This is a genomic window from Mycobacterium sp. UM_11, assembly GCF_001414075.1.
In the GTDB taxonomy this organism is placed as follows: domain Bacteria; phylum Actinomycetota; class Actinomycetes; order Mycobacteriales; family Mycobacteriaceae; genus Mycobacterium.
Genome location: NZ_LATC01000010.1, coordinates 31,146 through 44,811, shown reverse-complemented (window position 1 = coordinate 44,811; position 13,666 = coordinate 31,146). Strand labels below are relative to the sequence as shown.

The 13,666-nt window shown below is 69.7% G+C and carries 13 protein-coding genes; 2 read left to right on the top strand and 11 right to left on the bottom strand.

All coding sequences use genetic code 11. The features are described from left to right. Window positions 1-6: 6 nt before the first annotated feature. Window positions 7-918: a pyridoxal 5'-phosphate synthase lyase subunit PdxS gene (gene pdxS, locus WU80_RS04525; protein ID WP_055400862.1), complete on the bottom strand. Its 912-nt coding sequence runs from the start codon at window positions 916-918 to the stop codon at window positions 7-9. Window positions 919-1,136: 218 nt separating this feature from the next. Here pdxS and WU80_RS04515 point away from each other — a divergent pair, with 218 nt between their 5' ends. After that, on the top strand, window positions 1,137-2,225 hold the full coding sequence (locus WU80_RS04515; RefSeq protein ID WP_082459756.1) for a PPE family protein: 1,089 nt from the start codon (window positions 1,137-1,139) through the stop codon (window positions 2,223-2,225). A 12-nt stretch (window positions 2,226-2,237) separates the two neighbouring features. Then, window positions 2,238-3,437 (top strand): PE-PPE domain-containing protein, encoded by a 1,200-nt coding sequence (locus WU80_RS04510; RefSeq protein WP_055400858.1) that lies wholly within the window; start codon window positions 2,238-2,240, stop codon window positions 3,435-3,437. Between the two features lie 4 nt (window positions 3,438-3,441). Here the strand turns inward: WU80_RS04510 and WU80_RS04505 are convergent, their stop codons facing one another. From WU80_RS04505 to WU80_RS04460, 10 genes are all read right to left on the bottom strand, one after another. Beyond that, on the bottom strand, window positions 3,442-4,467 hold the full coding sequence (locus tag WU80_RS04505) for an NUDIX hydrolase (RefSeq protein WP_055400856.1): 1,026 nt from the start codon (window positions 4,465-4,467) through the stop codon (window positions 3,442-3,444). Further along, window positions 4,467-5,591 carry a glycosyltransferase family 4 protein gene (locus WU80_RS04500; RefSeq protein ID WP_055400854.1) on the bottom strand — a complete coding sequence of 375 codons (1,125 nt, stop codon included), beginning with the start codon at window positions 5,589-5,591 and terminating at the stop codon, window positions 4,467-4,469. The genes WU80_RS04505 and WU80_RS04500 overlap by 1 nt, the downstream gene beginning before the upstream one ends. Then, complete coding sequence (locus WU80_RS04495; RefSeq protein ID WP_055400852.1) at window positions 5,591-6,520, bottom strand: phosphatidylinositol mannoside acyltransferase; 930 nt, start codon at window positions 6,518-6,520, stop codon at window positions 5,591-5,593. Before WU80_RS04495 ends, WU80_RS04500 begins: the two co-directional genes overlap by 1 nt. An 8-nt stretch (window positions 6,521-6,528) precedes the next feature. After that, window positions 6,529-7,161, bottom strand: a complete 633-nt coding sequence (gene pgsA / locus WU80_RS04490; RefSeq protein ID WP_055400849.1) for a phosphatidylinositol phosphate synthase — start codon at window positions 7,159-7,161, stop codon at window positions 6,529-6,531. 7 nt (window positions 7,162-7,168) lie between these two features. Next, window positions 7,169-7,738 carry an HIT domain-containing protein gene (locus WU80_RS04485; protein WP_055400847.1) on the bottom strand — a complete coding sequence of 190 codons (570 nt, stop codon included), beginning with the start codon at window positions 7,736-7,738 and terminating at the stop codon, window positions 7,169-7,171. Then, complete coding sequence (gene thrS / locus WU80_RS04480) at window positions 7,731-9,785, bottom strand: threonine--tRNA ligase (protein WP_055400845.1); 2,055 nt, start codon at window positions 9,783-9,785, stop codon at window positions 7,731-7,733. Before thrS ends, WU80_RS04485 begins: the two co-directional genes overlap by 8 nt. Before the next feature lie 207 nt (window positions 9,786-9,992). Then, window positions 9,993-11,231, bottom strand: a complete 1,239-nt coding sequence (locus WU80_RS04475) for an amidohydrolase (RefSeq protein ID WP_055400843.1) — start codon at window positions 11,229-11,231, stop codon at window positions 9,993-9,995. A gap of 16 nt (window positions 11,232-11,247) precedes the next feature. After that, entirely contained in the window at window positions 11,248-11,952 is a 705-nt protein-coding gene (locus WU80_RS04470; protein WP_231633741.1) for a trimeric intracellular cation channel family protein, read from the bottom strand. 165 nt (window positions 11,953-12,117) lie between these two features. Further along, complete coding sequence (locus WU80_RS04465) at window positions 12,118-12,741, bottom strand: PaaI family thioesterase (RefSeq protein WP_055400841.1); 624 nt, start codon at window positions 12,739-12,741, stop codon at window positions 12,118-12,120. 20 nt (window positions 12,742-12,761) lie between these two features. Next, complete coding sequence (locus tag WU80_RS04460) at window positions 12,762-13,655, bottom strand: aldo/keto reductase (RefSeq protein WP_055400839.1); 894 nt, start codon at window positions 13,653-13,655, stop codon at window positions 12,762-12,764. Between the last annotated feature and the right edge of the window lie 11 nt (window positions 13,656-13,666).

The window sequence follows — 13,666 nt, the reverse complement described above, 5'->3', positions numbered from 1 at the left end:
CTAGGCTTACCAGCCACGCTCGGCCAGGCGATGGGGCTGCGCGATCTGCTCGACGTTGATGCCGACCATCGCCTCGCCCAGGCCGCGCGAGACCTTAGCCAGCACGTCGGGGTCGTCGTAGAACGTGGTGGCCTTGACGATCGCGGCGGCGCGCTGCGCGGGGTCGCCCGACTTGAAGATGCCGGAGCCGACGAACACGCCCTCGGCGCCCAGTTGCATCATCATCGCCGCGTCCGCGGGGGTGGCGATGCCGCCCGCGGTGAACAGGGTGACGGGCAGCTTGCCCGCCCGGGCCACCTCGACGACGAGGTCGTAGGGGGCGCGCAATTCCTTTGCGGCGACGAACAATTCGTCCTCAGAGAGCGACGTTAGCCGGCAGATCTCGCCGCCGATCGCCCGCATGTGGGTGGTCGCGTTGGAGACGTCGCCGGTGCCGGCCTCGCCCTTGGACCGGATCATGGCCGCGCCCTCGCTGATGCGTCGCAGGGCCTCGCCCAGGTTGGTCGCCCCGCACACGAACGGCACGGTGAACTTCCACTTGTCGATGTGGTGGGTGTAGTCGGCGGGGGTCAGCACCTCGGACTCGTCGACGTAGTCCACCCCGAGGCTCTGCAGGATCTGCGCCTCGACGAAATGCCCGATCCGCGCCTTGGCCATCACCGGGATGGTGACCGCGGAAATGATGCCCTCGATCATGTCGGGGTCGCTCATCCGCGACACGCCGCCCTGGGCGCGAATGTCGGCGGGCACCCGCTCCAGCGCCATCACCGCGACGGCGCCGGCGCCCTCGGCGATCCGGGCCTGCTCCGGGGTGACCACGTCCATGATGACGCCGCCCTTGAGCATCTCGGCCATGCCGCGTTTGACCCGCGCCGTCCCCGTCTGGTTGGCCTGGTTGGACTGTCCGCCGCTCTCCACTAGCTCCCGCTCTCCTCGACCATCGCGCTTCCACTCTAGTGGTGGAAACAAACCGGTTTTCCCTCCGCTTCCATCAGTCGTGCCAAGCGCCTGCGACGAGCGTCACATTGTGTTAAAAATTGCGTCAGCTATTTGCGAGACCGTTGCTGCTGGTGTGGATTCTGGGTGGGCAACCGTGGTCACACCGGCCGAGGCGGTCGGCCGAGAAGAGGTCTCGGGTGTTGCCGGATTACGTGCTGTTGCCGCCGGAAATCAATTCGGCGCGGATGTATGCGGGGCCTCGTTCGGGGACGATGTGGGCGGCTTCGGCGGCGTGGGACGCGTTGTCCGCGCAGTTGGCGTCCGCGGCGAGTTCCTTCGAGTTGACGGTCTCGACGCTGACCGGTGGCGTGTGGCAGGGCCCCGCCTCGATGACGATGGCCTCGGCCGCCGCCCCGTACGTGCAGTGGCTGACCGCGACGTCGGGGCAGGCGGAGCTGGTGGCCAACCAGACCCGGTTGTCGGCCGCGGCGTTCGAGGTGGCGTTCACCGCGACGGTGCCGCCGGAGGTGATCGCGGCCAACAGGGCGCTGCTGATGTCGCTGATCGCCACCAACATCCTGGGGCAGAACACCGCGGCGATCGCGGCGACCGAAGCCCAGTACGCCGAGATGTGGGCCCAGGACGTGGCCGCGATGACCGCCTACGACGCCAGCGTCACGGCGGCCGAGGCGACCTGGACGCCGTTCACCAGCCCACCCCTCACCCTGACGAGCCTGCCCACCCCGCAGTTCACCTCCTTCGCCCAGGAACTGCTCCAGGCGCTGAGCCAGTCGCTGACCCAGCAACTGATGAACCCGATGACGCAGCTGCAGATGCTTTCGACGCCCGCGCAGTTCGCGATGGAGCCGATGAACACGGTGATGGGCCAGCTGATGTCCAGCACCAACCCGCTGCTGGGCAGCGCCGGCACCGTCCCGGCCATGGATCCGGTCCTGGCGTCCACCGCCAGCCCGGGCATGGGCGCCCCCAGCCCCGTCACCGCCCAGCTCGCCGGCCGCGTCGTCTCGGCGAGCGCGGGCCGGGCCGGTTCGATCGGGCCGCTGTCCGTGCCCTCCAGCTGGGCCGGCGCCGCGGCGCCGTCGGCGACCCCGGCCGCCCCGGCCGCCGTGGCGCCCGGCGCCCCGGTCACCCCCGTTTCGGCGGGCCCGTCCGCCGCGCCCCAACTGCCCTCGACGGGAATTCCCGGGCGAGCGACGGCCGCAGCCTCCCATTCGATCGCCGGACCGCGCGAAGGCCTGGCGGCGCGCCCGGTGTTGAGTCGGTAAGGCGGAGAGCCGATGTCGTTCGTGATCACCGAACCCGACGCGATGGCGACGGCCGCCGACGAGCTGCAAGGGATCGGCTCGTCGCTGCAGGCGACGAACGCGGCCGTGGCCGGCCCGACGACCGGAGTGCTGCCGCCGGCCACGGATTCGGTGTCGGTGCGCGTGGCGACGATGCTGGACGCGCACGCCCAGCAGTACCAGGCGCTCAGCGCGCAGGCGGAACTGTTCCACAACCAGTTCGTGGAAACCCTGATCACCGCGAAGAACGCGTACGCGCAGACCGAGGCCACCAACGCGGCCGCCATGCAGTCGTCGACGGGCACGGACAAGATCGCGCTGATCATGGGCGGCACCGGGAACCCGTCGCCGGACCTGAAGTACATGACGTCGATCCAGCAGGCGTACCTCGCGCAGAATTACTCGGACTACACCCTGGTGAGTTTGCGTACGCCCGAACAGTTTTGGCCGATCACCGGGCTGGGCAGCGAGACCTTTGGCAAGTCGGTCTACCAGGGCATGGCCACGCTGAACTCCGCGATCCTGACGCAAACGGCGGCCGGCAATCACGTTGTGGTCGTTGGTTATTCGCAGAGCGCGACGATCGCCAGCCTGGAAATGCGCTACCTGCAAGCCCTGCCGGCCGCCCTACGCCCGAGTCAGGATCTGCTGAACTTCGTCCTGCTCGCCGACCCGAACAACCCGATGGGCGGCATCCTGACGCACTTCATTCCGGGCTTCGGGGCGTTCCACTTCGCCACCCCGCTCACCACGTCCTACGCGACGTCCATCTTCACGCTGCAATACGACGCGATCGCCAACTTCCCGTCGAACTGGTTGTGGCTGCCATCGGACCTCAACGCCCTGTTCGGGTTCTTCGACCTGCACCACACGATGCCCTTCCTGTCGGCCGCGCAGGTCGCCGGCGCGATCCAGCAACACGTGGGCAACATGACCTTCTACTTCATGCAGACCGCGCAATTGCCGCTGCTGGATCCCATCCGATGGATCCCGATCCTCGGCAACCCGCTGGCGGACCTGCTGCAACCGTTCGTCAAGCCGTTCGTCGACCTTGGCTACTACGCGCCCGGGCTGTTGCCGGGCCCGGTGACCATGGCCGGTTCCCTCGGCCAGGGCGTCACGTCCGGAATTGCCGGACCGTTGGTGCTCGGCGTGCCCCCACTGGCCCCCAGCGGTGTGGCCAGCGGCTTCTAGCGCGTCAGCGGATCGACACCAGCGGCCCCGGCGCCCGGCCGGCCGCCAGCGCGGCCGCGTCGCCGAGGAGTTCGGGCAGCTGCATCGGGTACACCGTCTCGCCGGCCGCGGCCAGCCGGGCGATGTCGGAGGCGTCACACCAGCGGTGGCCGTGAATGTAGCTGCGTTCGAAGTCGGTTCGGCCCGCGCCGGACGGCTCGAACCGCCGGGTGCGGTAGACGAAGTAGAACTCTTCGCTGTCGATCAGGGAGCCGTTGAACTCGAACACCTCGTCACGCCGCCAGACCGGGCCGACCATCTCGCCCGGTGCGACCCGCAGCCCGGTCTCTTCGGCCAACTCGCGGGCGGCGGCCTCGGCCAACCGCTCGCCCTTGCCCACCTCGCCGCCGACCGTGATCCACCACCTCGGCGCGTCCGCGCGGGCGATGGCCGGATCCGAACCGCGCAGCAACAGGACGGCGCCGGTCTCGTCGAGCAGCACGACGCGCGCCGAGGTGCGGTGGTTGAGCACCCCGTGGTCGCCGTGCGCCAACGCGTGGGGCCGTTCGACGATCTCGAAATAGCTGGGCAGCGCGGCGGTTCCGCCGAGGTGGAAGAGGCGCACCAGCGGCCGCTCGGCCAGCGCCAGCGTGTCCCGGACGGCGTCGTTGTGGAAGCGGCGGGCCAACACCACCCGCGCCTCGGCGTCGGCCAGCTCGGCGATCAGCCCCGCCGGCAGCGACGCCGGATCCACGATCGCCAGCGCGGCCGACAGCTCGTTCTCGCAGGACTCCCGCGCCTGCCGCGGCGCGGCCTCGGCGGCGTCGGCCAGCGCGGCCAGCCGCCGGCCCTCGGAGGCGCCGCCGTAGGCGTCGATGGCGACCGCGCGCGCGACCACCGCGCGCCGCGCCAGGGCGCCGTCGAGCGCCTGCCACGACAGGTCGTAGCGCACGTGCAACCGGTCCAGCCGGTTGGCCGTCTGATACGCCCAGGCGCCGACGATCGCCAGCACCGCGACGAGCACCGCGACGGCGACCACCAGCCACGTCATCAGCTGGCCACCTGCACCTTGGCGCCGGACGCGGCGACCGTCTCGTAGACCCGCATGATCTGGCTGGCCACCACCGACCAGTCGTAGCGCTGGACGGCCGCCGAACCGGCCGCCACATAGCGTTCGCGCTGCACATCGTTTTCTAGCACCGCGATCAGGGCATCCGCCAGCGCGGCGCCGTCGCCCACCGGCACCAGGCAGCCCGCCTCGCCGTCGCGCAGCACGCGCCGGAACGCGTCCAGATCGCTGGCCACCACCGCGGTGCCGGCCGCCATGGCCTCGACCAGGACGATGCCGAAACTCTCGCCGCCGAGGTTGGGCGCGCAGTACACGTCCGCGCTACGCATCGCCGACGCCTTCCCGGCGTCGTCGACCTGCCCCAAAAACCGGATGTGCTTCACCAATTCGCCTGCCTGGCCGCGCAATTCGTCCTCGTCGCCGCGGCCGACGATGAGCAGCTCGATGTCCGGGAAGCGCGCGAGGACCCCGGGCAGCGCCTCGAGCAGGACGGGCATGCCCTTGCGGGACTCGTCGTAGCGGCCCAGGAACAGCACGGTCTTGCCCGGCCGCGGGTACCCGTCCAAAGGTGGCGCCGAGGCGAACGAGTCGACGTCCACCCCGTTGGGGATCTCGACCGCGTCGGTCCCCAGCGCCTCCATCTGCCAGCGACGGGCCAAGTCGGACACCGCGATCCGGCCGACGATCTTCTCGTGCATCGGCCGCAGGATGCCCTGGAACACCGTCAGGGTCAGCGACTTGGTGGTCGAGGTGTGAAACGTCGCCACGATCGGCCCCGCGGCGATGTTCAGGGCCAGCATCGACAGGCTCGGCGCGTTGGGCTCGTGCAGGTGCAGGACCTCGAAATCGCCTTCGGCGAGCCACTTTTTGACCTTGCGGTGGGTCGCCGGGCCGAACCGCAGCCGGGCCACCGAGCCGTTGTAGGGAATGGGGACGGCCTTGCCGGCGGAGACGACGTACTCGGGCAGCACCGCGTGCGGCGACGACGGCGCGAGCACGCTCACCTCGTGCCCGCGTTGACGCATCACCTCGGCCAGCTGCAGCACGTGCGACTGCACCCCGCCCGGCACGTCGAACGAGTAGGGGCACACCATCCCGATGCGCATCAGATCTCCCTGAGCCGCGCCTGTCTGGCTTCAGACAGGTCGGCCAGCCACTGCGGTTGCAGCATGTGCCAGTCCTCGGGGTAGGCGGCGATGTTCTTGGCGAACTGGTCGGCCAGCGCCTGGGTGATGGCGGCCACGTCCCCGCCGCTGCAATCCAGCGCCGGGAACACCTCAAACCCCCAGCCATCACCGTCGAACCAGCAATGCACCGGAAGCAACGCCGCACCGGTCGCGATCGCCAGCTTCGCCGGCCCGGCCGGCATCCTGGTGGCCTCGCCGAAGAAGTCGACCTGCACACCGGTGCGGGTGAGGTCGCGATCGGCCATCAGGCACACCAATTGGTTGTCTCGCAGCCGGTCGCACAGCACCTCGAAGGCCGGCCGCTCGCCCCCCGACAGCGGCAGCACCTGGAACCCGAGACTCTCGCGGTAGCGCAGGAAGCGCCGGTACAACGACTCGGGTTCGAGCCGTTCCGCGACGGTGGTGAAGGTGCCGCGCGTCTGGGTGAACCACACGCCGGCCATGTCCCAGTTACCGCTGTGCGGCAACGCGCAGATCGCGCCCCGGCCCGTGGTCAGCGCCGCGTCCAGGTTGTCGGCCCCCCGGAAAGCGGCGTCGAGCTCGCCGGCCAGCGCGCGCAGGTCCATCGACGGCAGGCGAAACGCCTCCCGCCAGTAGCGGGCGTAGGAGACCAGCGAGGCCCGCATCAGCTCGTCGGGCACCTCGGCCGGCGTGACGCCGATGACGCGGGCCAGGTTCTTGCGCAGCTGCTGCGGACCGCCGCCGCGGGCGGCATAGCGGGCGCCGGTCTCGAACGCGGAGCGCGCGGCGAATTCCGGCATCGCCCGGACGGCCATCCAGCCGGCCGCGTAGGTCCAGTCGGTCGCTGCGCCGGACACCAGGCGGCGCGGCGCGGAGATCAAACCCATGCCCGGAATCACGGCATGCGCTCCGTCGCGCCGGGCGAGGTTCGCACCGTGTGCAGCCGCTGCAGGCAGGTGAGGACGCTGGCCGCCGCCAGCAGCCACATCGCCACCGGCAGCGCGGGCGGCCAGGCGACGAACGGGAAGTCCGACACGCCGGCGCCCACCAGCACGATGATCAGCCGTTCCGGGCGTTCGATCAGCCCGCCGTCGCCGCGCAGCCCGCTGGCCTCGGCCCGCGCCTTGATGTAGGAGATGACCTGCGACGTGACGAGGCAGATCAGGGTCGCCACCACCAGCGGCTTGTCGTGCAGGCCGAACGCGATCCACCACAGCAGGCCGCAGAACACCGCGCCGTCGCTGACGCGGTCGCAGGTCGCGTCGAGCACGGCGCCGAACCGGGTGCCGCCCCCGCGCTCGCGGGCCATCGCGCCGTCGAGCATGTCGAACAGCACGAAGAACCAGACCACCAGCGTGCCGGCGAACAGCTTGCCCATCGGGAACAGCGTCAGCGCCCCCGCCACGGCGACGACGGTGCCCAGGATCGTGACGGCGTCCGGCGTCAGCCCCATGCGCAGGCACGCCCTGGCGGTCGGGGTGGTGAGCCGCGCGAACGCCGCCCGCGACAGGAACGGCACCTTACTCATGCGCGACTCATTGCTGCTTGGCCCACTCGGTCGACAGCAGCCGGCGGGTTTCGCGCAGCAGCTGCGGGATCACCTTCGCGCCGCCGATGATGGTGATGAAGTTCGCGTCGCCGCCCCAGCGCGGCACGACGTGCACGTGCAGGTGTTCGGCCAGCGACCCGCCGGCCGACGTGCCCAGGTTCACGCCGACGTTGAAGCCGTGCGGGTTTGACACGTTCTTGATGACGCGAATCGCCTTCTGGATGAAGGCCATCAACTCCGCGCTCTCTTCGGCGGTGAGGTCCTCGAGTTCGGACACCCGCCGGTACGGCACCACCATCAGGTGCCCCGGGTTGTACGGGTAGAGGTTGAGGACGACGTACACCAGTTCGCCGCGGGCGACCACCAGGCCTTCCTCGTCGGGCAGTTGCGGGATGTCGGTGAAGGGCTGCTCGGTCTTGCCCGACGAGTCGCGCTTCATCGGCGCTTCGGCCAGATAGGTCATCCGGTACGGCGTCCACAGCCGTTGCAGGTGATCGTCCTCGCCGACACCGGTGTCGAGGATGGTGTCCTCGGCGCGTTCCTCGCGTTCACTCACCGCCGGTGACCTTCACGAGGTCGGCTGTGGGGACGGCGTTTTCGCGGTCGGCGATCCAGGCCACGATGGCATCGACGGCGCTGTCGCGGGGCACGCCGTTGATCTGGGTACGGTCGCCGAAGCGGAAGCTCACCGCCTTCGCCTGGACGTCTCGGTCGCCGGCCAGCAGCATGAACGGCACCTTCTGGCCGGTGTGGTGCACGATCTTCTTGGCCATCCGATCGTCGCTGCCGTCCACCTCCACCCGCACACCGTGCGACTTCAGTTGCGCGGCAACGCTTTCCAGATAAGGCACATGCTCGTCGGCGACGGGGATGCCGACCACCTGCACGGGCGCCAGCCACGCCGGGAACGCGCCCGCGTAGTGCTCGGTGAGGATGCCGAAGAACCGCTCGATCGACCCGAACAGGGCGCGGTGGATCATCACGGGCCGCTGGCGGGTGCCATCGGGCGCGGTGTACTCCAGCTCGAAGCGCTCCGGAAAGTTGAAATCCACCTGGATGGTGGACATCTGCCAGCTGCGGCCCAGCGCATCGCGGGCCTGCACCGAGATCTTCGGGCCGTAGAACGCCGCGCCGCCGGGGTCGGGAACCAGTTCCAGGCCCGACTCGGCGGCCACCTCGGCCAGGGAATTGGTGGCCTGCTCCCACATTTCGTCGGTGCCGACGAATTTCTCCGGGTCCTTGGTGGACAGCTCCAGATAAAAGTCCTCCAGGCCGTAGTCGCCGAGCAGCTCGAGGACGAATCGCAGCAGCGACGCCAGCTCCCCGTGCAGCTGCTCGCGCGTGCAGAAGATGTGCGAGTCGTCCATGGTGAACCCGCGCGCCCGGGTCAGCCCGTGCACCACGCCGGACTTCTCGTAGCGGTACACGGTGCCGAACTCGAAGAGCCGCAACGGAAGTTCGCGGTACGAGCGCCCCCGCGACCGGAAGATCAGCGTGTGCATCGGGCAGTTCATCGGCTTGAGGTAGTAGTCCTGCCCGGGTTTGCGCACCGTCCCGTCGTCGTTCAACTCGGCGTCGAGGTGCATCGGCGGGAACATCCCGTCGGCGTACCAGTCCAGGTGCCCCGAGGTGTGGAACAGCTGCGCCTTGGTGATGTGCGGGGTGTTGACGAATTCGTATCCGGCCTCGATGTGCTTGCGCCGCGAATACTCCTCCAGCTCCCTGCGCACCACACCGCCCTTGGGGTGGAAAACCGCCAGCCCGGAACCGATTTCGTCGGGGAAGCTGAACAGGTCCAGCTCGGTGCCCAGCTTGCGGTGGTCGCGGCGCTGCGCCTCGGCGAGCAGCTCGAGGTGGTGATCCAGCGCCTCCTGCGACTCCCACGCCGTGCCGTAGATGCGTTGCAGGCTGGCGTTTTTCTGGTCGCCGCGCCAGTAGGCGGCCGAGCTTCGGGTCAGCTTGAAGGCCGGGATGTGCTTGGTGGTCGGGATGTGCGGACCCCGGCACAGGTCCCCCCAGACCCGTTCCCGGCTGCGGGGATTGAGATTGTCGTAGGCGGTGAGCTCGTCGCCGCCGACCTCCATGATGTCGGGGTCGCCCGACTTGTCGTCGACGAGTTCGAGCTTGTAGGGCTCGTTCGCCAACTCCGCGCGCGCCTGGTCCTTGGACTCGTAGACCCGGCGCTCGAAGAGCTGCCCCTCTTTGACGATCTGGCGCATCCGCTTTTCCAGCTTGTCCAGATCCTCGGGTGTGAACGGCTCGGCCACATCGAAGTCGTAGTAGAAGCCGTCGGTGATCGGCGGCCCGATGCCCAACTTGGCGTGCGGGAACAGATTTTGGACGGCCTGGGCCAGCACGTGCGCCGCCGAATGACGGATGACGCTGCGGCCCTCGTCGGTGTTGGCCGGCACGGGAACGACGTCGGCGTCGGCCCCGGGCACCCAACTCAGGTCGCGCAGCTTGCCGTCGGCGTCGCGCACCACCACGATCGCGTCGGGCGCCCCGCGGCCCGGCAGCCCCGCCTCCCGCACCGCGGCAGCGGCGGTGGTCCCGGCGGGCACCCGGATAGGGCCTGCTGGGGACGGGTTTGCCGGGGCGCTCATCCGTGGGTTCTCCTAGGTCGGTGGTCGACGACCATGCTATCGGGGCGTTCCGGACGCAAGCAGGGCCGCCGACAGAGCGCTTCCGCGCCGGGCGAACGGTTCTTCAGTCCGGCGATGGTGCCGCACCGCCGCAGCGGCGGCCACGAGCAGCTTGAAGATCGGCACCGGCGTGTGTCTGGTGGTGGAGCGCCGGTTGTGGCCCCACGATTATGGCGGCGCGAGCCACGCCAGCGCGGCGACCGTCAGGGCTTGAGTCCCGGTGTCGAGGGTGGGCTGGATGACAGGCGCGAACGTCGGGGAATGGTTGACCGGAATGTCCTCGCTGACGCGGCCCGCGTTCACCGCCTTGCGATAGGTGTCGGGGTCGACGCCGCCGATACCCCAGTAGCAATAGGGCGTCCCGAGCGCACTCGGGATGTCGCTGAAGTCCTCGCTGGCGGCCTGCAGCGGCAGCTCGGACGATCGGTCGCCGAAGAAATCGTCGAACGCGGCGCGCACCCGCTCCGCGACCGCGGGATCGTTGACGGTCGCCGGGTAGTGGTCGAACAGCTCGAAGTCGGGATCCATCGGGGAGCCGGACGCCCGGCATTCGGCGGTGACGATGCGCCGGATCGCGTCGAGGACCCTGGTGCGGGTCTGCTCGCTGTAGGTGCGCAGGTTGAGTTCCAGCACGGCGCGGTCGCCGATGATGTTGCTCTTGGTTCCCGCCTCGATCCTGCCGATGGTCAGCACGGCGGAATCGGTTGGCGCGACCTCACGGGAGACCACGGTCTGCAGCCGGATCACGATCATGGCGGCGAGCACCACCGGATCGACGGTGGCCTGGGGCATCGAGCCGTGCCCGCCGCGGCCATACACGGTAATCCGCACGCTGTCCGCGGTAGACAGGACGGGCCCGGGCCGCGCGCCGACCTGACCGGCCGGGAAAGGCAGGACGTGCTGGGCGAGGGCGACGTCGACGCGGCCGACCAGCGCTGCGAGACCATCGTCGAGCATGCCGCGTGCGCCGTCGCCGACCTCCTCGGCGGGCTGGAACAACGCGATCACGGCGCCCTTCCACTGACCGCGGGCGCCCGCCAGCAATGCGGCCGCTCCGAGCAGGCAGGTCACGTGAACGTCGTGGCCGCAGGCGTGCATCACCGGCACCCGGTTGCCGTCCGCATCGGTGGCGGTGGCCGTGCTGGCGTACGGCAGGCCGGTGGATTCCTTGACCGGTAGCGCGTCCATGTCGGCCCGCAGCAACACGGTCGGGCCGTCACCGTTGCGCAGGATCCCGACGACGCCCGTGCCGCCGATGCCCTCGTGCACGTCGTAACCGAAGCCACCCAGCCGCTCGGCCACGGCCGCAGCCGTGTCGCGCTCCTGGTGTGACAGTTCCGGGTGTTGGTGCAGGTTGCGGTAGAAGTCCTCCTGCCAGTCCCGGGCGTCGCGCAGGCCCGCGAGCACCCGGGTTGACACCGAGTTAATGGCTGTCCCCATCGTTGACGCCCTCCTCCGTCTGATGCGCCCCGGGCGCCGACCCGCCGGACCGACCCCCGGTGAAACGGGTTGCCGGCGACCAGGCGCCCACGGCGGGCAACATCCAGCCACGCCACTGCGCGAGCCAGCACAACACCGTCCCTGTCAGTGTGCCCACCAGCAGCCCGGGGGTCGGATGGTCGCGATAGTTGAAGAGCACCAGGACGCCGCTCGCGGCGAGGGCGCAGGTGGCATACAGGGTGTTGCCACCGAAGATTCCCGGGACGCGACGCATCACGATGTCCCGCGTCGCTCCCCCGCCGACCGCAGAGATCGTGCCCAGCAGCAACGCCGCCAACCAGCCGAGCCCCACGGCGAGCGTCTTATGCGCACCGGTCGCCGCCCAGCATCCCAATGCCAGCGCGTCCACCACCGGCCATACCCGGTTCCACACCCGGCCCTCGACCCGGAATGCGAAGGCGAACGCCGCTCCAGCCAGGGCGGTCAACAGATAGGCGTAGTCGGTGAGCGCGACCGGGGTGCCACGCTGCAGCAGAGTGTCGCGGATCATCCCGCCACCCAGGCCCGACAACACGGCGAGGGCCGCGAAGCCAACGGGGTCCAGCCTCTCCTTGCGGGCGACCACGCCGCCCAGCAGGGCATTGCCGAACACGCCGGTCAGGTCAACCGCACGGAACAAGTCCGCCATTGTCAGGCCGGCGAGCGTCACACCGAAACCCCTTTCCCCACCCGGGTCAGTGTCCCGGGTACCCGCGCGGACAGGGCCGACGCACCGACGCAGTCGACCGTGCCGCCGTCCAACCGGAGGTCGCCGAAACCCTTACGGGGCAACGATTTTCGGCACGACATAGCGCTAGGGTTGCCCGGGCTTGAGCCGCACGAACAGGGCGTCGGCTTCCGTGAGCAGGGTGTCGCCGTCGGTCAACCGCCCGGACACGAAGATCTTGCGCCCGTCCACGCGGTCCACCCCGGCGTCGAACTGCAACTCCTTTTCGATGGGCACGATGTTGCGGTAATCGATCTTGAGGTACGCGGTGCGCTGGCGGCGGCTCCCCGTGAGCAGCACCGCCGTCAGGCCGAGCACGGTGTCGAACAGCATGCCGAGCGAGCCGCCGTGCACCGCGCCGTTGCGTCCCAGATGGAACCGGGCGAAGCGCGCCCAGCCGTGCACGCGGCCGTCGTCACCCTTGCGGGCCGACATCGGGACGGTCAGAAGGTTGCCGCGCATCGGCAGGTCCATGCGCCGGCCCGAGGGCGAGGCCCACTCGTCGGCGTCGTACGGCGCGAGCAACGCCGACACCTTCTCCAGCTGATTCGCCGCCTCGGTGATCACCTCGTCGGGGGCGTCCACGGCGCGGGCGTGGTCCTGCAGCTTGCGCACCGCGTCGATGAACCGGCCGTAGTCGGGGCCGCCCTTGGTCGTCGGTTCGGGCGGGTTGAACCCGCCGCCGGGATGCCTGGCCTGTCCGCTGCTCACCCGGACACCGTATCGGGTGGTCAGACGGTGTTCTGACCTCCGGCGGTCGACAGCGCCTCGAACTCGTCGTCGCTCAGCTCGATCTGGGCGGCGGCGACGTTCTCCTCCAGGTGCGCCACCTTCGACGTGCCGGGAATCGGCAGCATCACCGGCGAGCGCTTGAGCAACCAGGCCAGCGCCAGCTGCGACGGGCTGGCGTGGTGATCGGCGGCGATGCGCTGCAGCGGGCCGTCGGTAGCTGCCAGCGGCCCGGCGGCCAGCGGGAACCACGGGATAAACCCGATGCCCTGGCTGGTCGCGGCGTCCACCAGCGGTTCGGCGCCCCGGGCCGACAGGTTGTACATGTTCTGCACCGACACGATCTCGGTTATCCGCTGGGCCTCCGTGAGCTGGTCGACGTTCACCTCGGACAGGCCGATGTGGCGGATCTTGCCCTCGTTCTTCAGCGCCGCCAGCTCGCCCACCTGGTCGGCCAGCGGGAAGTCGCGGTCGATGCGGTGCAGCTGGAACAGGTCGATGGTCTCGACGCCGAGGCGGCGCAGGCTCATCTCGCATTCCTGGCGCAGATAGCTCGGGTTGCCCAGCGGGATCCAGACGTCGGGTCCGGTGCGCAGCAGGCCCGCCTTGGTGGCGATGACCAACCCGTCGTAGGGGTGCAGCGCCTCGCGGATGATCTCCTCGGCGATGTAGGGGCCGTAGGAGTCGGCGGTGTCGATGAAGTTCACCCCGAGTTCGACGGCCCGGCGCAACACCCGGACGGCCTCGTCCCGGTCAGCCGGCGGGCCCCAGACGCCCTTGCCGGTCAGGCGCATGGCGCCGAACCCGAGCCGGTTGACGGTCAGGTCGCCGCCGAGTGTGAACGTTCCGGACGCTTGGCTTTTTGATGCAACGGTTTCCGAGTTTTGTGCGGTCACTTTTACGACCG